The organism is Brevibacillus reuszeri (genome assembly GCF_001187725.1).
Taxonomy (GTDB): domain Bacteria; phylum Bacillota; class Bacilli; order Brevibacillales; family Brevibacillaceae; genus Brevibacillus; species Brevibacillus reuszeri.
Genome location: NZ_LGIQ01000009.1, coordinates 436,382 through 455,680, shown reverse-complemented (window position 1 = coordinate 455,680; position 19,299 = coordinate 436,382). Strand labels below are relative to the sequence as shown.

At 42.4% G+C, this 19,299-nt stretch carries 17 protein-coding genes; 14 read left to right on the top strand and 3 right to left on the bottom strand.

From position 1 onward, the window contains the following. Nucleotides 1-78: 78 nt before the first annotated feature. The 9 genes from ADS79_RS16710 to ADS79_RS16670 all read left to right on the top strand — a co-directional run bounded on the left by ADS79_RS16710 (nt 79) and on the right by ADS79_RS16670 (nt 9,704). Nucleotides 79-936, top strand: coding sequence for a MurR/RpiR family transcriptional regulator (locus ADS79_RS16710; protein ID WP_049739553.1), 858 nt, complete (start codon nt 79-81; stop codon nt 934-936). A 27-nt stretch (nt 937-963) separates the two neighbouring features. Beyond that, nucleotides 964-2,073 carry an o-succinylbenzoate synthase gene (gene menC / locus ADS79_RS16705; protein ID WP_049739552.1) on the top strand — a complete coding sequence of 370 codons (1,110 nt, stop codon included), beginning with the start codon at nt 964-966 and terminating at the stop codon, nt 2,071-2,073. Between the two features lie 33 nt (nt 2,074-2,106). Beyond that, the gene (locus ADS79_RS16700; RefSeq protein WP_420835287.1) at nt 2,107-3,717 is read left to right on the top strand and encodes an ABC transporter substrate-binding protein; all 1,611 of its coding nucleotides are present in this window, start codon (nt 2,107-2,109) and stop codon (nt 3,715-3,717) included. A gap of 83 nt (nt 3,718-3,800) precedes the next feature. Further along, entirely contained in the window at nt 3,801-4,721 is a 921-nt protein-coding gene (locus ADS79_RS16695) for an ABC transporter permease (protein WP_049739551.1), read from the top strand. 17 nt (nt 4,722-4,738) lie between these two features. Next, entirely contained in the window at nt 4,739-5,632 is an 894-nt protein-coding gene (locus tag ADS79_RS16690; RefSeq protein WP_084765951.1) for an ABC transporter permease, read from the top strand. 24 nt (nt 5,633-5,656) lie between these two features. Next, nucleotides 5,657-6,544 (top strand): serine hydrolase, encoded by an 888-nt coding sequence (locus ADS79_RS16685; RefSeq protein ID WP_049739550.1) that lies wholly within the window; start codon nt 5,657-5,659, stop codon nt 6,542-6,544. A 32-nt stretch (nt 6,545-6,576) separates the two neighbouring features. Then, nucleotides 6,577-7,557: an ABC transporter ATP-binding protein gene (locus tag ADS79_RS16680; protein WP_049739549.1), complete on the top strand. Its 981-nt coding sequence runs from the start codon at nt 6,577-6,579 to the stop codon at nt 7,555-7,557. Further along, nucleotides 7,554-8,525 (top strand): ABC transporter ATP-binding protein, encoded by a 972-nt coding sequence (locus ADS79_RS16675; protein ID WP_049739548.1) that lies wholly within the window; start codon nt 7,554-7,556, stop codon nt 8,523-8,525. The genes ADS79_RS16680 and ADS79_RS16675 overlap by 4 nt, the downstream gene beginning before the upstream one ends. Nucleotides 8,526-8,555: 30 nt before the next feature. Further along, entirely contained in the window at nt 8,556-9,704 is a 1,149-nt protein-coding gene (locus ADS79_RS16670; protein WP_049739547.1) for a M20 family metallopeptidase, read from the top strand. Between the two features lie 186 nt (nt 9,705-9,890). On the opposite strand, the gene ADS79_RS16665 is transcribed toward ADS79_RS16670, so the two are convergent. Continuing rightward, nucleotides 9,891-10,997, bottom strand: a complete 1,107-nt coding sequence (locus ADS79_RS16665) for a toxic anion resistance protein (protein ID WP_049739546.1) — start codon at nt 10,995-10,997, stop codon at nt 9,891-9,893. A 26-nt stretch (nt 10,998-11,023) separates the two neighbouring features. Further along, a complete protein-coding gene (locus tag ADS79_RS16660; protein ID WP_049739545.1) occupies nt 11,024-11,674 on the bottom strand; it encodes a hypothetical protein in 651 nt (216 codons plus the stop codon). A gap of 418 nt (nt 11,675-12,092) precedes the next feature. Here ADS79_RS16660 and ADS79_RS16655 point away from each other — a divergent pair, with 418 nt between their 5' ends. The 5 genes from ADS79_RS16655 (at nt 12,093) to ADS79_RS16635 (ending at nt 18,430) form a co-directional block, all read left to right on the top strand. Continuing rightward, nucleotides 12,093-12,893 carry a VWA domain-containing protein gene (locus ADS79_RS16655; RefSeq protein WP_049739544.1) on the top strand — a complete coding sequence of 267 codons (801 nt, stop codon included), beginning with the start codon at nt 12,093-12,095 and terminating at the stop codon, nt 12,891-12,893. Nucleotides 12,894-13,725: 832 nt separating this feature from the next. Then, on the top strand, nt 13,726-14,742 hold the full coding sequence (locus ADS79_RS16650; protein WP_049739543.1) for an NAD-dependent epimerase/dehydratase family protein: 1,017 nt from the start codon (nt 13,726-13,728) through the stop codon (nt 14,740-14,742). 1 nt (nt 14,743) lies between these two features. Further along, nucleotides 14,744-15,823, top strand: coding sequence for a dihydrodipicolinate synthase family protein (locus tag ADS79_RS16645; protein ID WP_049739542.1), 1,080 nt, complete (start codon nt 14,744-14,746; stop codon nt 15,821-15,823). Nucleotides 15,824-15,840: 17 nt separating this feature from the next. Then, the gene (locus ADS79_RS16640) at nt 15,841-17,073 is read left to right on the top strand and encodes an Nramp family divalent metal transporter (RefSeq protein ID WP_049739541.1); all 1,233 of its coding nucleotides are present in this window, start codon (nt 15,841-15,843) and stop codon (nt 17,071-17,073) included. 37 nt (nt 17,074-17,110) lie between these two features. After that, on the top strand, nt 17,111-18,430 hold the full coding sequence (locus ADS79_RS16635; protein ID WP_049739540.1) for a GGDEF domain-containing protein: 1,320 nt from the start codon (nt 17,111-17,113) through the stop codon (nt 18,428-18,430). Nucleotides 18,431-18,624: 194 nt separating this feature from the next. On the opposite strand, the gene ADS79_RS16630 is transcribed toward ADS79_RS16635, so the two are convergent. Then, nucleotides 18,625-19,230 carry a TetR/AcrR family transcriptional regulator gene (locus ADS79_RS16630; RefSeq protein WP_049739539.1) on the bottom strand — a complete coding sequence of 202 codons (606 nt, stop codon included), beginning with the start codon at nt 19,228-19,230 and terminating at the stop codon, nt 18,625-18,627. Between the last annotated feature and the right edge of the window lie 69 nt (nt 19,231-19,299).

The window sequence follows — 19,299 nt, the reverse complement described above, 5'->3', positions numbered from 1 at the left end:
AGAATAGCAAAAAGAAGTAAAACTTCAAAATGAAATAAAAAAAGAACCGAAACTTCTCCAGGGGGATTTAGACGAAAAATGGTTACGATACGAGAAAAAATTCGAACACAGTATGCTCAGTTAACTAAGCAACAAAAAAAGGTGGCAGAACATCTTCTGGAAAACCCAGAACTGTTTATGAATAATACGGCATCGAGTGTAGGGGAACAGATCGGTGTTAGCGAGACAACTATTATACGGTTCTGCTACGCATTGGAGTATAGCGGTTTCAGTCAATTACAAAAAGAAGTGTTTGCCGAGCAGCTACGAAATGAAAAGAATGCGCTTACACATCATCAGGAAACCGCCAAACGTTTTAAAAATAATCAGCATTTTTTTACCGAAGTGGTAAAAGAAAGTTTGGGCCGAATCGAGGGGATGCTTGGAACTATTTCAGAAACAGCATTTGAGAAAGTTTTGCAAAGCATTAGCAAATCAAAAAAAGTCCTTACAGTAGGCTTGCGGTCATCATATGCACCGGCACATTGGCTGGCATTCAGCTTACGTATGCTCTGTGAGGATGCCCAGGTGTATAACCAGAATACGGATGATATTGTCCAATTATCATCACGAATGGATAAACAATGGGTACTGATCGCCTTTTCATTTAAAAGATACAGCAAAGAAACACTGGATATTGTAAGGCTAGCTAAAAACAAGGGAGCTTATATCGTTGCTATTACCGATGATGTTCTGGCACCAGTCAGCCAAAACGCTGATATCGTGCTGCAGGTTCCAAGTACGGATTCCTCTACACTCGATGTTACTCCGCCACTTTTTGTATTGCTTCATGCAATTGTTGCTGGTATGTCTGTGATTGATTCAGAGCAAGTCAGGCAAAGAATACTGGAGTATGAACACAATTTCGAGATTTACAGAACGATAATGGAAGAATAAATTTCTGGATGAATGGGGCTATTCGAGATGCAAATAAAGAGAGTTATCTTACACTACATGAAACTGCAATTGAAACAACCTTTTACGGCAAGCTTTGGAACGGTAACAGATAAGGAATTTATTTTAGTCAAAATCATGGACGAGAATGGAGTGATAGGATGGGGGGAATCTGTGGCGATGGTCCTTCCTTGGTACAGTGAAGAGACAGTAAAAGGAAACTGGCAAATGCTTAAAGAACACCTCATTCCCATGCTGATAGGTACGCACCTGGAAGATCCATCCGATGTGTCCACTATTTTTCAAAAAGTACGGCGGAATAACATGGCAAAATCCGCATTGGAAGGGGCTGTTTGGGACTTGTTTGCCAAGCGCAAAGGAGTCAGTTTGGCACAAGCCCTTGGAGGGACGAAGAAAGAAGTAGAGGTGGGGATAAGTATTGGGATTGAAGCTTCGATTCCTAAACTTTTGGATGTCATTCACAAAAACCTCGATTTGGGCTATAAGAGGATAAAAGTGAAGATAAAACCTGGATGGGATCTTGCCGTAATGGAGGCTATTCGAAATAAATTTCCCAATATTCAGCTAATGGCAGATGCAAACTCCGCTTATACTTTGGCACATAGCGACCTATTGCAAGAATTGGATCGATTTGACTTGACGATGATTGAGCAACCACTCGCACATGATGATATCATCGATCATTCTACTCTTCAAAAAAAGCTAAAAACGCCGATTTGCCTCGACGAAAGTATTCATTCTGTAGAAGATGCCCGAAAAGCGATTGAGCTTAGAAGTTGTAAGATCATCAACATCAAAATCGGACGTGTCGGAGGATTGACCGAAGCTAAGAGAATTCACGACCTTTGCAAAAAGCAGAATGTTCCGGTCTGGTGTGGCGGAATGATGGAGTCGGGAATTGGACGAGCACATAACATTGCCATGACGACTTTGGACAATTTTATCTTCCCTGGTGATACGGCTGGATCAAAAAACTATTGGGAGGAAGACATTATAGACCCCGAGGTAACCCCTCACAATGGAGTTATTACATTACTTGATAAACCGGGAATTGGTTATGAGCCTAACTATGAAAAAATCGAGAAAAATTCGCTCTATTCAGAGGTTTTTCATGCATAACAACGCTTCCCAGCCATAAAACAGACTGAGAGGATGAGACAAGTGAAAGATATGTTAGAAAATCATAAAATATGGATCATATTTCTGTTTCTACTTGTACTCACAGGTTGCTCAACGGAAGATACTACTCCGAAAAGTCAAGATGCATCAAAAGCCACTAATGGAGGGGAGCTTGTCATCTCATCTGTTAGGGAACCAGATACACTAGATGTGCAAAAAACAACCTGGGTAGATAATGCGAATGTACATTTGTTCGACTATCTAATTGGTCGCGATATGGATGGAAGCATCATTCCAGGTCTAGTAAAAGATTACACGATAGCAGACGATGGGAAATCATGGACCTTCCATCTACGTGAAAATGTAAAATTTCATTCTGGTGAAGAGCTAACAGCTGAGTCAGTTAAGGCATCTATGGAACGGTTTATCAAGCAGTCTCCTGTTAATTTTCTTGCTGGCCCTATTACAGGAGTCGAGGCTAGTGATAAGTCAACGCTAATCGTTAATTTTAGTGAACCGTATGCACCTTTCATTGCTGGCTTGACATCGATATATTTATCTCCATTAGATCCAGCGGCACTTAAAAGTGAAGGCGACAAATTCGGGAATAAACCTTCAGGCACGGGACCTCTACTCTTCGAGAAATGGATACGAGGTGATTCTATTACTTTCGTAAAAAATGAGCAATACAACTGGGGACCAAGCGATGCTGAAAACAAGGGTGGAACCAACGTAGACAAGGTAGTTTTTCGATTCATCAAGGATGAAAACACAAGAATGCTTGAATTTAATCAAGGAAATATTCAAATCATGCTAGATGTGCCACCAAGCTCAGTCAAAACGTTAGAGAATACGTCTGGTGTACAGCTTCACAAACTTCTTGACAATGGTCTTACCTATTTAGCAATCAACAACGACAAACCACTCTTTCAAGATCCAAAGGTAAGGAAGGCAATTAATTTAGCTATTGATCGTAACCAGATCGTCCAATATGCGATGGAAGGCTATGCAAAGCCTATGTATGGACCACTATCTCCTACTATACCTGGCTACAGTGAAAAAGTCGAGAAAATGGCAGAACAAATGTACACAAGAAATGTTGAACAAGCAAAACAATTGTTACATGACGCTGGTTGGAGCAATGTGAATGGCAATGGGGTTCTGGTTAAAGAGGGTAAGCAGTTATCTATTGAACTACTTTTAACGGAAGAGCCTGTAATGCAGAGGATTGCTCAGATCTTACAAAATCAGTTAAAAGAAGTCGGAATTGACTTGAGAATTACTGTTCAGGATGATTCGACGATTCGTACAAATGAATCTAAAAAAATGCATGATCTTATTCTTTGGCAATACGGTTGGTCTGATCCGGATATCCTTTACATCTTGTTTGGCAAAGACATTCCAACCCGTCTTTTCAGTACGCCGGAATTGGAAGAACTGCTTATCAAAGGAAGGCAAACAATGGATGAAAAGGCACGAATGGCGGTATATGAGAGAGTACAAGAATTATTGGTTACAGAATCTCCTTGGGTACCATTGTTTGCAAGAGAGAGGATTACTGCGTATCGCGATATAGAGGGGTTTAAAGTAAATCCTTATAAAAAAATTGTTATTCAAGACATCAAGTTGAAAAAGCAGCAATAAGGACAACAGCTTCACTATGGGGAGGAGATTCCTCCCCTCACAAAAAAGGGGTTCCAGTGTGTTAATACAGAGGGGGAAGCACATTGTTAAGGTATCTGTTCAAGCGTTTTTGCACGATGATCTTGACTTTGTTTGGAGTGTCAATTTTAGTGTTTTTCATGGTACATCTAATTCCGGGAGATCCAGTAACGTACATCCTGGGTGATTTTGCTACAAATGAAGCGATAGCCAAATTGAGATCGGAAATGGGATTGGATCAGCCTACGGTAAGCCAATACCTCTCATTCGTCAGTGGAGTTATGCAGGGCAACCTTGGCACCTCATATATTACTGGACAATCTGTTTGGGAAGAAATTGCTCAACGTTTTCCGATCACGCTTAAATTGGGCATAATTAGTTTGCTTATTGGTAGCTGTATCGGTATTTTGCTCGGAGTAATATCCGCAGTAAATCAAAACACATGGGCTGACTATCTAGTTTCCATAGTTTCCTTACTTGGAGTCTCTGCTCCGGGTTTTTGGATCGCCCTATTTTTTATATACGTATTTTCCTTTCAACTAGCTATTTTCCCAATCTCCGGATATGCTGGCTGGCATTCGCTCATACTACCTTCGCTGACACTAGGATTGGGTTCTGTTGGAAATATAGCTAGGATGACACGTTCTAACATGCTGGAAGTGCTTAAACAAGACTATATGCGGACAGCGTTAGCGAAGGGGACTCGATACTGGAAAGTAATATTTGGGCATGGTTTAAAAAATGCATTTATCCCTGTCATTACGTTAATAGGCATTACTTTTGGAAATTTGCTTGCTGGTGCGATCGTCACCGAGACAGTTTTTGGGCTACCTGGCATGGGAAGCTTTACGGTGGAGTCCATTGTGAAACGAGATATCTATACAGTACAAGGACTAGTAATGTTCTTAGGTATGATGTTTATTCTCACTAATCTATTAGTGGATCTCATTTACAAATGGATAGATCCGAGAATTACACTTGAATAAGGGAGGGGATGATTCCTATGAAAGGGGAAAATACCATGCTAGTTTCTGTCGGAATCGATAAAAAAATTCCCTCTCGATCTTACTGGCGTTTGATTTGGGGTAGTCTTTTGAAAAATAAAGGTGCCATAGCCGGACTGATATTCCTCGTACTTATTATTGGAATGACGGTTTTTGCCACCGTTCTAGCAACACACCCAGTAGAAACCATGACTTTTGAAAACCGCTTTGAGAAACCGAGCAGTAGGCATTTTTTAGGGACAGACGAGTTTGGAAGAGACATCTTTTCCAGATTGTTAATAGGTGGGCAAATCTCGTTAATGACGGGTCTTCTCACTGTTGCGATCGCTGGTAGTATTGGAACTGTCCTGGGACTGATAGCAGGTTACTTTCGACGGCTGGAATTGATCATTACGCAGTTAGTTGATATTTTACTGGCGTTTCCTGCACTCCTTTTGGCAATTGCCATAATTGCTGTGTTGGGTGTCGGTTTACCTAATGCAATGATAGCGGTTGCTATCGCGCTTATTCCCTCTTACGTAAGGGTGGTTCGAGGAGCCGTACTGTCAATCAAAGAAAAAGAATACATTGAAGCTGCACGTGCCTTGGGAGTGAGAGATGCAAAAATTATTTCAAAGCACATTTTTCCAAATATTCTATCTCCATTAATTGTCCTGTCGACACTACAAATCGGCAACAGTATTCTAATTGCTGCCGAATTAAGCTTTCTCGGTTTAGGGGCACAGCCTCCGTCGCCTGAGTGGGGGGCAATGATTTTTGTTGGTCGATCTTTTCTAGCCAATGCTTGGTGGATGTCTTTGTTTCCTGGATTGGCCATCATCATTACGGTCTTGGCTTTTAATTTGCTAGGTGATGGATTGCGTGACGCACTTGATCCACGAGTGAAAAAATAATTACTGGTAAAGGATGAGTTAAACATGGACTTGCAAAAAAAAATCGAAGAATTAGTTGGACAAGCAACAGCAACATTCGGGATTGTCATCAAACATTTGGAGACAAATGAAGAGGTGAAGATTAATGAAGGGCATCTCTTTCAGATGGCAAGCTGTTATAAAGTACCGATTTTAGCGACTTTATTTCGTGAAGTAGAAGCAGGGACAATCGATTTAAATACGAGAGTCCGTCTTTCATTGACGGATCGAGTCCCGGGCTCAGGAGTATTAAAAGAATTCGATCCCGGATCTGAGGTTTCGCTGAAGGATTTGGCAACTCTGATGATTATTGTTAGCGATAACGTCGGAACAGATAAAATTCTTGAGCTGGTAGGCGTGAATCGTACTGACCAATATATGAAGAGTATCGGACTACAGGATACCTATGTGAATCTGACATGCTGGCAGTTATTAAGCTTGGTTGTAAACCTAGACCCTGAATTGCATAGCAACGAGCAGTATGAAGAAGTGTCGCTTCGTCTGTTCCAGGCAAAGCATGATAAAAGAAGCATCGTGTTTACCAAGAGTATAGAGAATAATGTGTCAACCCCAGCTGATATGGCATTACTGTTGGAGAAAATAGCCAGAAAAGAGTTGATTTCAAAGAATGCGTGCGAGCAGATGATTGACATTATGAAAAGACAGCATTTCCGAGATCGGATTCCAAATTTGTTGCCCGCTGGAACACCTGTAGCTTGTAAATCGGGTTCAGTCGGTAGTGTTCATAATGATATTGGCATCATTTATTTACCTGAAGAAAAAGGTACCGTCATTGTTTCGGCCTTCTCTGAAAATAACAGCTCACAACTGGAAGCAGCACAAATGATCGCGAAAGTAGCACAATCCGCTTACGACTATTTTGTTGCCAGGTAATCAGAGACAACGAAAAGGGGGGAATGTACCAAATGCATCCAGAATTACTACGTGTTGAAAATCTTACCATCGCGTTTCGCACGGACAATGCTTTGCTACCAGCCGTTCATCAAATTCAATTTTCTATTCGTGAACAGGAAACACTTGCAATTGTGGGTGAGTCGGGGTGCGGCAAAAGTATCACTTCTTTCTCTATTATGAATTTACTTCCCCCAGCTATTGCGAAAGTAACCGGAAGTGTTTTTTACCGTGGGAAACAAATTAACACTTTGCAGGAGAATGAAATGTCAAATATTCGGGGAAAAGATATTTCAATGATTTTTCAAGAACCAATGACATCATTAAATCCTGTTCAAACGATTGGAAAACAAATTGGCGAAGTGTTGAAAAATCATACCAAGCTGAAATCTACTGAAAGAAAAGCAAAGACAATAGAGGTGCTAAAAAAAGTCGGAATTCCCAGAGCCGAAAACATCATACATGAATATCCTCACCAGTTGTCAGGAGGTATGAGGCAGCGAGTGATGATTGCAATGGCTATCGCTTGCCAGCCAGACTTGCTTATTGCGGATGAACCGACTACTGCCCTTGATGTGACCATTCAGGCACAAATTCTCTACCTGATGAATGAACTAAAACAGCAAATGGGAACGTCCATATTATTAATAACGCACGACCTAGGGGTTGTTGCAGAAATGGCAGATCGGGTCCTTGTTATGTATTACGGGCAAATAGTTGAGGAAGCAGCAGTGGAATCTATCTTTGCCGAGCCGAAGCATCCCTATACGCAAGGATTACTTAACTCAAAACCCAGTTTGGAAACGAAGCGACAAAGGCTTGAACCAATCGTTGGAAGTGTCCCGGTTTTGGGCGAAGTCAAGATTGGATGCCCTTTTCTCCAAAGGTGTCAAAAGGCTTTTGATAAGTGCCAAACAGAAAATCCTCCTTTGATCAATACAGGTAACCAGTTAGTACGTTGCTGGTTATACACCGATGAGGAGGTGGCGATTTGAACAGACACATATTGGAAGTAAAACATCTAAAAACGTATTTTCCAGTCAAAAATGGATTGTTCGCAAAAAAAACAGAATATGTCAAAGCTGTTGACGATGTCTCTTTTTGCCTCGGCAAAGGAAAAACATTAGGGATTGTTGGGGAAAGTGGATGCGGAAAAACTACCATGGGGCGAAGCATCTTACGGTTGATTGAGCCTACATCAGGATCAGTAAAGTTTTTGGGGGAAGAAATTACAGCATTGAGTAGATCCAAAATGCGTGAATTCCGGGGAGAGATGCAGATTATCTTTCAAGATCCATTCTCCTCACTCAATCCAAGGATAACCGTGTTTGACACACTCGAGGAAGCGCTTTCGATTCATTTACCTGGAGAAAGTAGAGTAGAAAGAACAGAACATATACATCAACTTTTAGACATGGTTGGCCTTAACATTTCTCATGCTCATCGTTACCCTCATGAGTTTAGTGGGGGGCAGCGTCAACGGATTGGAATCGCCCGTGCTATTTCAGTCAATCCTTCGCTTATTATTGCGGACGAACCGATTTCAGCTTTAGATGTTTCCATACAAGCACAAATTTTGAACCTGCTTCAAGACCTCCAAGGACAGCTTGGGTTAACGTGTATTTTTGTTACTCATGATCTCAGTGCTGTTAAACATATTAGTGATCGGATTGGAGTTATGTATCTTGGTAGCATGGTCGAACAGGCCGACACCGATGATCTTTTCTCTAATCCGCTTCATCCCTATACAAAACTGTTGATGTCAGCAGTTCCTATACCGGATCCCACTCGAAAAAAAGAAAAGATTTATTTGCATGGTGATGTTCCCAATCCCGCTGATCCACCAACAGGATGTTCGTTTCATACGAGATGTAATCAATGTATGGATATCTGCTCATCCATAAAGCCGCAAGAGATTGAGGTAGAATCAGGTCACATGGTAGCTTGCCATCTATATTTGTAAGAGTAAAAGTGATTGACGAAAGGAGAAAACATGAGCGACTTATTGACATATTTGAAGAGTAAGCAAAATGAAATGCTAAAAATGTTACAAACACTGGTGGAAATCGAATCTCCTTCTCTCGAAAAAGAAATGAATGATTTATTGGGTAAAAAGATAGCGGAGATTTTTCTTTCTTTCACAGGTGGAACCATGGAGATTATCCCCAACCAAACGTATGGGAACCACCTTCGTGGAAGATGGGGACAGGGCGATCGTCAGATTCTTTTACTCGCACATCGAGACACGGTCTGGCAAAGCGGTGATTTGCAAAGAAACCCTTTTCGTATTGAAGGTGATAAGGCCTATGGACCTGGAATTTTCGATATGAAAGGCGGAATTGTTCAAGGAATATATGCATTACACTCATTACGGCACCTCCAAATAAATCTAAATTGTCAAGTTGTATTTTTAATCACTTCAGATGAAGAGATAGGAAGTCCATCCTCTCGGCAAATCATTGAGGAAGAAGCTAAGAAAAGTGATTACGTCCTCGTCCTTGAGCCCCCCATGTTCGATTATGGTGCTTTAAAAACGGCCCGCAAAGGAGTCGGGATGTACAAGCTAAAAGTAACAGGGCAAGCTGCACATTCAGGAATTGATCATCAAAAAGGGAAAAGCGCCATTGAAGAATTAGCCCATCAAACCCTATACCTTCATAAACTGACTGATTACACAATCGGTACAACGGTAAATGTCGGAACTGTTAAAGGAGGAACACGGGGGAATGTAGTAGCTGCGGAAGCGGAGGCGGAAGTGGATATACGAGTGAGGACACAAGCTGAATTTGATCGGATTATTCCCCTCATTGAAAATATCACTCCTGCAATTGAAGGAACTAGGATAGAGGTAGAAGGAGGAATAAATCGTCCACCACTGGAACGTACCAAGGATGTTGGCAAAATGTTTGAACTGGCCAGGAAAATAGGAAAGGAAAAATTGGGGATTGACTTGGTCGAAGTGGAGACTGGAGGGGCTAGTGATGGAAATTTTACAGCTCCTCTAGCGCCTACGCTTGATGGGCTTGGTCCTGTTGGAGATGGAGCACACGCAGTACACGAGCACGTATTGATTCAGGACATCCCCGTAAGAAGTGCGTTGCTTGGGTACCTGATTGAGGAGTTGGCAAGACAAAATAGATAAATTTAGCGGAAGATACGATGTTAGCGAAATCCATCGGCAAATAGTACTTGAGAAGAGTTCATAAAATTAAAAGTGCTGAGTGGGATAAATATTCTCGGCATTGAAAATAGCATATTAGTAGAAGGATATTTCAACGAACAAAAGAGGAAACCAAGTAAAGATCACTTGATTTCCTCTTTTGTTTATTTACTGTAGAAGTGAGGTTGGCTGATTGGCTGGTGCAGAAAGTTGATTTGGATCTGCCATACCGAGTTTTACTCTCATGTCTGCATTGAGCTTATCCATCTCTTGGATGAAGTTTTTACTAGAATTAATAATTCTCCGATTTGAATCTTCGGTAATTTGGATGGCACTATACACATCATTAAATGCCTGCTGCAGTTTATTGATAGCGATACTTGGTTGCTCCAGCATCGAGGTAATTTCTTGTGTATTCTGTTTTAAGCTTTGAGCATTGGCTACCAACATATCCTCAATGGCTTGATTGGTATTTTGTACAGCTTCGATTACCTTCTTCTGATTATTCAAGGCCAACTGAATTGCAGCGGACACTGTAACAACGTTTTGCGTCATCGTAATTGCGTTAAAGACAGCTTCATCCAACTTTTCGTTATTGTCCGCAATAACATCAACAGAAGCGATGGACTGTTGTAAGATGTTGATCATTTGACTCATATTTTTTACTCGTGTTACGACTTTGACCATTGCTTTTTCAAATTCGGGTTTGCGAAGTTGATTTTCAGGCTTATTGCTTTCACCTTCAAGCATCTCAAGCAACTTGTTACCGAAGTAAATCCGTTTCTCTAATTCATAAATATTTTCACCGGATTTTTTCTTAATGTATTTCAAGTTAATTACATCTTCTTTTAACTTGTCACTGCCATTAAGCAAGGAGGCAATGATGTTATCAATTTGTGTTCTAACGGACTCATATTTTCGAATATAGGTGGAAATTGGGTTTTTCCCTAAGATTCTGTTGAAAAGATTGCTGATCCCACCGCTTTGAAAGATTTTATTAGGATTCAATTCTTCTGTGCAAGAACGAAGCTTTAAGAGTGTATTGGGAATATCATTGTTTTTCCCATCCATCAGATCTTTCACAGGTCGTTTTAGAATTTCGAGAGATTCAGCGGCATTTCGTTGGGTGCTTTCGCCCAAATTACCCAGCTGCTCAAAAATTGAATCCATCTGGCTTTGATTATCAGTTTGCAGCTGGCGCACCACATTTTCTGCTTCCGATTGGATCTTGATGATGTCTTCTTGTCTAACTAATTGGATAGCCTGTGTCGTCATTGCTATAACACGCTCCTTAAAAGTGATTAGTAAATTTCTTTAGCATTATATTTTTCGGTAATAAGATTAAGCTTTCTCTCCAACTCATAGATGTCGTGTTGTTCAATGGAAGCAGAGATCACTTTCAGCTTTATGTTGATATCACGGAGACCGTCTAATAATTTACGCCTATTATTCAGCTTGTTTTCAACACTCAGCCTCAAAAAGGGGTTGATGACACTATTCAAGTCTTTCATAACGAGCATTTTAATATCATGCTTCGTTTGCGCACTACCGAGCGCTTCTATGTAGGGGAGGAGAGTATCGATCTTAGAACAAAGGTTTGTTGTTTTTTCGGAAATTTCATCATCGAGGTTGCGTTTTTCATTTTCGTTAACCACAATTTCCTTAATAATTTGTAGATACTCTCGTATTTCTGATGAGTAGGTAGATTCCGGTTCCCTTTGTTCACTCCCCGCTTCAGGAGAAGTAATTGTCTGGTCCGGTTCTGGTACCGTTAATCCACTGAATTGCTGCTCTTTCTTTTCAGCAAAGATGAATCCTATGGCTGCTGTTAGCAAAGGTATGGCTAACATGATAAATGTCGGAAGTATCGTGGATGCAAGTAAAGCTATGAAGTATCCTGCTACAGCACCAAGGAATGCATATCTTTTTTTGTATCTAACTCTTTCTTTCATCATTCGTCCTCTCTTTCTTACTTGTTTATAGGAAAAGCTTGTAAACCATATATAACATGACAAAAAAATATGTAAAGATGTCTATTTCATCTTTCGACAAGAAATTCACAAATAAGAGAGCCATCAATAGGGGAGGAATAATAAGTTGGGTATACAATTTTACTCATCCTAGTTGAGTTCCCTATATATTCTTGATTTTAGCATTATATGGTACAATTTGTTTAATAGATTCTACATATTTCTATGGACCAACTAAAAGTGTGTACTGTATGTAGAACAAAAAAACAAGAAATCCCTTGTGATTATGATTTTTGCAAATTACGGTACGCTTTGTTTGGTCGAATCACAGCTTTCTATCGTGCAACTAGATATTCGTAAATAGAGGAATGCCTCGACATAATTAAAGGGAGTGATCTTAGTGTCTATTGATTTGAAAAAGAAAGCAGAAGAGAACTTTATTAGTCTGAAGAAAAAGGCTGATGAAGCAATTTCTAAAGTCGGTTTGAATGGTCAAACAGCGCGGGTCGCACTAGCTATTGATATTTCTGGTTCGATGAGTACTCTATACCAAAATGGTGTAGTCCAACGTGCAGTTGAGCGTTTGCTTGCGCTTGGTGTGAAGTTTGATGATAATGGCTCGATTGACATCTTTCTGTTTGGCAAAAATGATTACGAAGTAGGAGAACTCTCTGAAAGGGATTTCTTCAACTATGTAAATAATCACATTGTCAGGAAATATCAACTTGAGGGTTTTACAAATTACGCGGGGGTAATGAAACGTATCGCCAAAAAGTATTACCCACAAGCATTTGAGGGATCCTCTACCGGTGGAGGGTTCTTCGGGAAGCTATTTGGTGGGGGTGGTGGATCGCAAAAGTTTTCAATTGACCAGAATGCGTATAAAGCGACTTACCAGGATAGTGAACCAGTATACGTTTACTTTCTTACAGATGGGGATAATGGAGATAAGGATGAAACGGAATTAGTAATTCGGGAAGCATCTAAATTGGGCATTTTTTGGCAATTCGTTGGGATCGGAAATGAAAAATTCCAATTCTTGAATAAGCTCGATAACCTTCAGGGACGATTTATCGACAACGCAAACTTCTTTAGTTGCACCGATCTTAATCGGATCTCAGACGAAGAGTTGTTCAAACGTTCTCTTGCAGAGTTCCCATCGTATCTCACTGATGCTCGTTCCAAAGGCTTAATTAAGTAGAAACAAATAGAAACCAGCTCAAATATAATTTGGCTGGTTTTTTTGTTTATGCACGCCCCGTTAGAAGGTAACTGCTAGTTTAGGGAGGTGCCTACCTGTATCTCTTTCGACGTCAGAAAAGGCGTGTGGCAGTGAAGTACCACTATAATTCATTAATTACAGGCGATAACATGCTCGTTGATGAACCCCCATTTTCAACGAATAATTTTAAAAACGCGTCAGTTGTCGCAAAAATTTAAACAACAAATGATTCCGTAACGATAACTTGCCTGATCATTCCCCCAAAAAGAGAAATAGCAGGGGACATCTAATCCAACGATGGAGAAAGTGAGGCTTTCAAGAAGCCAATGGGAACATTTTTCTAACATTTTTATCAGGTGTTAATGAAATTAATGATCGACTACGCCAAAAAAGAATTTTGGGAATATTGACTTAAGTTAAAAATAAAAAAGCAAAACCAGCTTTACAAATTAAGGGAGTGACCTTCGTCTGCAAGGCAGGGATCTAAACACCTTCGCCATTTAAGCACTAGTTTCCGAATATCTTTTGAACTGAGTTTAAACCATCATTTCTCAGTGGACAGACTTACTCGACAGTTCCTTCGAGCGCAAGCTTCGGAAGGGGCTTTTTTTCTTTATCCTTCAATCAAACAAGTGTAACCTCATCACACCCATCGCTGAAGAGTAATCACTTTCACTCCACAAAAGAGCTGTTAATTTCCCAGCCCTGATTTAAAGACAGTTAAAAGACTTGTCTCTTAGCCGAGTGCCACCATAAAATAGCGACATAAAGTTTTGAATAATTTGTTTATTTGAAATAAGGAGGATATGCTATGAGAACAACTCATGAACTGGATCAAAAAATGATTCGCCCTTCTGACCAATTGATTCAATCTATGGCAGATATGGACGGCGATCTGATGATTTTGGGTGTTGGCGGAAAGATGGGACCAAGCCTGGCAAAGCTGGCAAAAAAGGCGATAGAAAAAGCGGGTGTAGAGAAAAAGGTGATCGGAGTTTCGCGTTTTTCTGCGGGGTCCCTACAGGAAGAGCTGCAAGAGGCGGGCATCGAGACGATCGCAGCAGATTTATTGAATGATAAAGAACTGCAATCCCTTCCTGCCGTGAAAAATGTCATCTTTATGGCTGGGCAAAAATTTGGCACAACCGGCAATGAGTCGCTAACCTGGGCAATGAATACGTACTTGCCCGGAAGAGTGGCAGAAAAGTTCCGCGAGTCACGGATCGTCTCCTTTTCGACCGGAAATATTTATCCGCTGTCGGCTGTACTCAAAGGGGGTTCTTCTGAGGACGCGGCTGTTGGGCCTGTAGGGGAATATGCGCAATCATGCCTGGGTAGAGAACGGATTTTCAGCTACTTTTCTCAAAAATACGATATTCCTATGCTTCACTTCCGGTTGAATTACGCAATTGATATGAAATACGGTGTTTTGCTAGAGATTGCTAAGTCCGTCTATGAGCGACGTCCACTCGATCTAAGTATGGGGCAAGTAAACGTGATCTGGCAGGGAGATGCCAACGAAATGGCCATTCGTTCATTGGAGCTATGCACTACACCGCCGCAGCTCTTGAATATTACAGGACCAGAAACGACTTCTGTACGCTGGCTGGCCGAGCAATTCGCCGCGCGCTTCCATGTAGAGCCTGTTTTCGTGAATCAGGAGAAGGATACGGCGTTACTCAGCAATGCGTCCAAGTCACACCAGCTGCTAGGCTATCCGCGCGTTTCTCTCGGTCAGATGATCGATTGGACAGCAGAATGGGTTGCAGTCGGAGGGGAGACGAGCAATAAGCCTACACACTTCCAAGAAAGAAAGGGGGAATTTTAAGATGGCACATCAATTAACCACGGCTCTTCACCAAAAGCTGATAGAGGGAACAGTCATTCCAGCACATCCGCTGGCACTGGATCAAAAGGGGAACTTGGATGAAACAAGACAGAGAGCATTGACCCGTTATTATGTCGCATCCGGAGCGGGCGGAGTAGCAGTTGGAGTGCATACGACCCAGTTTGAGATTCGGGATAAAGAGATCAATTTGCTAGAACCAGTGTTGCGTCTGGCCGTTGATGAGATTGAGCAATTGGGCAAGGGTGATTCGTTTCTGAAAGTGGCTGGCATTTGCGGACCGACGACTCAGGCCATTAAAGAAGCAGAATTAGCGGCAAAGCTCGGATATGACTTAGGTCTCGTCAGTATGGGAGGACTGCTTGATTATTCCGAAGCGGAGCTGCTCAAAAGAGTCGATGAGATTGCAAAAATCATTCCGATCTTTGGATTTTACCTGCAGCCCTCTGTCGGGGGAAGACTCCTCAGCTACTCCTTTTGGCGCGAGTTCGCTGAGATTCCCGGGGTAGTAGCCATCAAAATGGCCCCGTTTAATCGGTACCAGACGCTCGATGTCGTACGAGCAGTGTGCAACTCCAATCGTTCTGACCAGATTGCCCTTTATACGGGAAATGATGACAATATCGTCGCAGATTTACTCACCTCGTACCGTTTTCAGGTCGACGGAAAAACAGTCGAGAAAAGCATTGTTGGCGGCTTGCTCGGTCATTGGGCGGTATGGACAAAAAGTGCAGTCGACCTTTTGGAACGTGTGAAGAGGGCAAAACAAACACAAACAGGGATCCTCGAACTGCTACAGGAAGGGCAGGCGATTACGGATGCAAATGCTGCCTTTTTTGATCCAGCTCACGACTTTGCAGGCTGCATTCCTGGCATTCACGAGGTCCTCAGGCGACAAGGCTTGCTTGCAGGACGTTGGTGTCTCAATCCGGATGAAGAACTGTCTGCGGGGCAGATGGAGGAAATCGACCGTGTCTATCAGGATTACCCAACATTGAATGACGATGCATTTGTGGCTCAGCATTTGGCTAGCTGGCTTTCTGGAAAACCTACATCGGTTTAAGAAAGGGGATCTTTCGCGTGGAACAATTACAGTCAAATGTCCAAAAGCAACAGAAGGCAACATCGTGGGTAAAATCTCTCGGTCCAGCTATTATTACGGCTGCCTTGGTAGTTGGTCCAGGAAGCGTCACCTTAACCTCCAAAATTGGTGCGATGTATGGGTACAGCTTATTGTGGGTGGTTGTCATTTCGGTCCTCTTTATGATGTGCTTTACCGAAATGAGTGCCAGAATCGGGATGGCAACGAATCAGTCCCTTTTGACGACGATTCGGGTAAAATGGGGGAGGGCGGCATCCATCATTATGGGATTGGGATGCTTTCTGGTCACCTCTACGTTCCAAGGTGCGAATGTCATCGGTGCAGGTGTGGCAATCTCGAGCTTGACGGGTGGATCACCCAAAGTCTGGGGCTGCCTCTTTACCCTGCTGGGTATCGCTATCTTGTTTTATCGCAATTTTTATAAAATATTGGAAAAGCTCATGCTGGTATTGGTAGGAATCATGCTCTTCTCCTTCTTGTGTACAGTAATCGTAATCAGGCCGAGCTTCAGCGGCATTATTTCGGGTCTCGTCCCGCAAGCTCCAGACGGATCAGCGATTCTTATCATTGGATTGGTGGCGACTACCTTTACAGTGGTTGGTGCTTTGTACCAGTCTTATCTCGTTCAGGAAAAAGGCTGGACGGCCATTCACGCCAAAGAAGGCTCGCGAGAAAGCTATACCGGGATTATTTTGCTTGGAATCATCTCTGCTCTCATTATGATCAGTGCAGCAGCAGTACTTAAGCCCCAAGGAATCCAGGTTAATGCGGCGACTGACATGGGGAAGGCACTGGAACCGTTGTTTGGCAGCTGGGCGATGATTGTCTTTATGATTGGCTTATGGGGTGCTGCCTTTTCGTCGCTCACAGGAAACGCTGCGATTGGAGGGGTCATGCTAGCAGATGCATTTGGCTTCGGGAGTCAACTAAGTAATAACCTTGTACGCTACTTTATTATGGCTGTGATGGTTCTGGGAGGAGTCGTTGCCCTTGTCTTTGGAAAAATTCCTGTCCAACTCATCATGATTACACAGCCGATCACAATTGTCGTTGTACCGCTGATTGGACTAGCATTATTTCTACTAGCAAACGATAAGAAATTGATGGGTGACTTGAAAAATACGCCAGTGAAAAATGGAATCACCATCTTGGCATTGCTGTTCCTAGTCGTTCTGGCAGTAAAGACGGTCAATGATCTATTCTTTTCATAAAAAGGAGAAATGAACAGGGGAGGAGTGGGGGAGCACGATGCAAAATACAATCAAAATCGGTGTCATCGGACCTACAATCATCGTCGAAAAAATCAGAGAAGCACTCAAATCATTCCCCAACTTTACACCTGTAATTCGAGCGTCCAATGAAATAGTGGACGCTTCTGCTTTTGCCCGGGAACTGATGGATCAGGTAGAGGTGCTGCTCTTTTCCGGCTACTATCCGTACAAAATAGCGAAGGAGAACGTAGACTTTACGATCCCTGTTCACTACATCCCGCTTACAGGAACGGGCCTGTTTCGTTCTTTGTTTCGTTTGTACCATCATCGCAAAATGCAGCGTCTTAGCATCGACTCCTTTCTCAGTCAAGGAGTGAACCAAGTCCTGCAGGAAGTGGGCGAGCCGTTTACGATCATTCATTACTACGAGGGTACTCCTTTTCAAATGGAAGAGATGGTTGCTTTTCATCGAAAAAAGTACGAGCAGGGGGTAAGCGACGGGGCACTCACTGGGGTTAAAAGAGTAGCAGACGAGCTGACACGGCTGAACATCCCAAATGACTGGGTAGTACCGACTGTTCAGGATATTTCTGTCTCTCTCGAACGTGCGCTGCTCTCGACGGAAAAGCGGCGCAACAAAGACTCTCAAATTGTTTTTGGGATCATCCAGATTGACGACTATCGTGAGCTGCTGGAAAAAAGCACGTCGGAGCATGGTGTACAGCGGCTAAAGCTTGAGATTCAACGAATGTTTTTGGATTATGTCGGTTGTTTAGAGGGACATTTGAGTAGTCTTGGTGGCGATGAGTATTTATTCGTGACAACCAGGGGGATTTTTGAACGCGAAACTCGTGGATACAAGACGATCCCGATTCTTTTGGAAGCAAAAAAGACGCTAGGAATCTCACTGAGTGTAGGTGTTGGCTTTGGACAGTCGGCTAATGAAGCGGGAACGCATGCACGCTTGGCACTGCGACAGTCAAAAGAATTCGGAGGTGACATCTGCTTCATCGTTCGGGAAGACAGGAGTGTGATGGGTCCCGTCGAAATGTCCCATCCCATGATATACGAGCTTTCGATCACGGATGAAGCTATTTTGGCGAGAGCCGAGAAGGCAGGGATGACTGCCGCCTATATGAGCAAGCTGATGGCGCAGGTGACCCGTCTCGGAAAAATGGAGTATACTGCGCAGGAGCTAGCAGCCATTCTCGGCGTAACGATTCGCAGCTCTCACCGGATACTGCTGCAATGGTTGGATGCCGAGCTGGTCGAGATTGTAGGGATCGAAAAAATTTCTGTGAAAGGAAGACCGCGGCAAATTTATCGGCTCAGCTTTGTTGATGAATGGCGCAACTGACAGGAAACCCTAATCAATAAGCAACTACTATTATTACGGTTATCAAATAGCCAGACGATAAGACACCGAGCCGATTATTTGTGAAAACGTCACAATTATCGGCTCTCACTTTTTTAAACATACCCGTACACGATTCAATTAGGCAGACTCCGATCAGCGGCGGAAAAGAAAGTATAAGTCATGCAGAAATAGAATCAGAAATGAAAATTCAGATTAGCTGATCCGAGTCGTGAGATTTGCGAGAATAAGATTGTCAGTTCTGTTGGTGAAAGGTCGAAATCTCGCTGTATCCAGTAGTGGATGGTCCCCACATAAGCAGAGGCAAGATAAGCAAATAAATAGTGCTGTTTGGCGGGGATTTCATTCAAGCTTTCGGAGTTGAAATAGCGATAAGAACGATGAAACTGTTCCTGTATTATATGGTTCATCCGCAATCCAAAGGACTCGTCTCCGTTTGGTCCCATGAATACCTGAAAGAACCTCTTGTGCGTGGCCACGTATTCAAAAGGTCGAACATAGCCATAAGGTGGCGGGGCATCAAATGGCTTTTGCCGATTGATGTCCTGACCAAGTTTTTTAATTATTGAATAAAATCCTTCCAGTATTTCGCTCTTAAATTGCTCAGCAAAATCTTGTATATCCTGATAATGCAAATAAAAGGTGCCCCTGTTCAAACCAGCCCTATCTGTCAGTTTTTTTACGGTAATGTTGTCCACTCCGTTTTCCATCGCCAGATCAAGAAAAACTTCGCGTAGCAGTTGACGAGTCCTGAGAATTCGACGATCAATCCTAGTTGTCATACAATTCCCTCTTTTTATCAAAATTTCAGCGAATTACTAACCATTCTGCTCATTCCTGTTGATTAATGA

Excerpts from the sequence above, each read along its gene's own strand:
- ADS79_RS16710 (WP_049739553.1), top strand. The coding sequence starts at position 79 with ATGGTTACGATACGAGAAAAAATTCGAACACAGTATGCTCAGTTAACT.
- menC (WP_049739552.1), top strand. The coding sequence starts at position 964 with ATGCAAATAAAGAGAGTTATCTTACACTACATGAAACTGCAATTGAAA.
- ADS79_RS16700 (WP_420835287.1), top strand. The coding sequence starts at position 2,107 with ATGAGACAAGTGAAAGATATGTTAGAAAATCATAAAATATGGATCATA.
- ADS79_RS16690 (WP_084765951.1), top strand. The coding sequence starts at position 4,739 with ATGAAAGGGGAAAATACCATGCTAGTTTCTGTCGGAATCGATAAAAAA.
- ADS79_RS16685 (WP_049739550.1), top strand. The coding sequence starts at position 5,657 with ATGGACTTGCAAAAAAAAATCGAAGAATTAGTTGGACAAGCAACAGCA.
- ADS79_RS16680 (WP_049739549.1), top strand. The coding sequence starts at position 6,577 with ATGCATCCAGAATTACTACGTGTTGAAAATCTTACCATCGCGTTTCGC.
- ADS79_RS16670 (WP_049739547.1), top strand. The coding sequence starts at position 8,556 with ATGAGCGACTTATTGACATATTTGAAGAGTAAGCAAAATGAAATGCTA.
- ADS79_RS16665 (WP_049739546.1), bottom strand. The coding sequence starts at position 10,997 with ATGACGACACAGGCTATCCAATTAGTTAGACAAGAAGACATCATCAAG.
- ADS79_RS16660 (WP_049739545.1), bottom strand. The coding sequence starts at position 11,674 with ATGAAAGAAAGAGTTAGATACAAAAAAAGATATGCATTCCTTGGTGCT.
- ADS79_RS16650 (WP_049739543.1), top strand. The coding sequence starts at position 13,726 with ATGAGAACAACTCATGAACTGGATCAAAAAATGATTCGCCCTTCTGAC.
- ADS79_RS16645 (WP_049739542.1), top strand. The coding sequence starts at position 14,744 with ATGGCACATCAATTAACCACGGCTCTTCACCAAAAGCTGATAGAGGGA.
- ADS79_RS16635 (WP_049739540.1), top strand. The coding sequence starts at position 17,111 with ATGCAAAATACAATCAAAATCGGTGTCATCGGACCTACAATCATCGTC.
- ADS79_RS16630 (WP_049739539.1), bottom strand. The coding sequence starts at position 19,230 with ATGACAACTAGGATTGATCGTCGAATTCTCAGGACTCGTCAACTGCTA.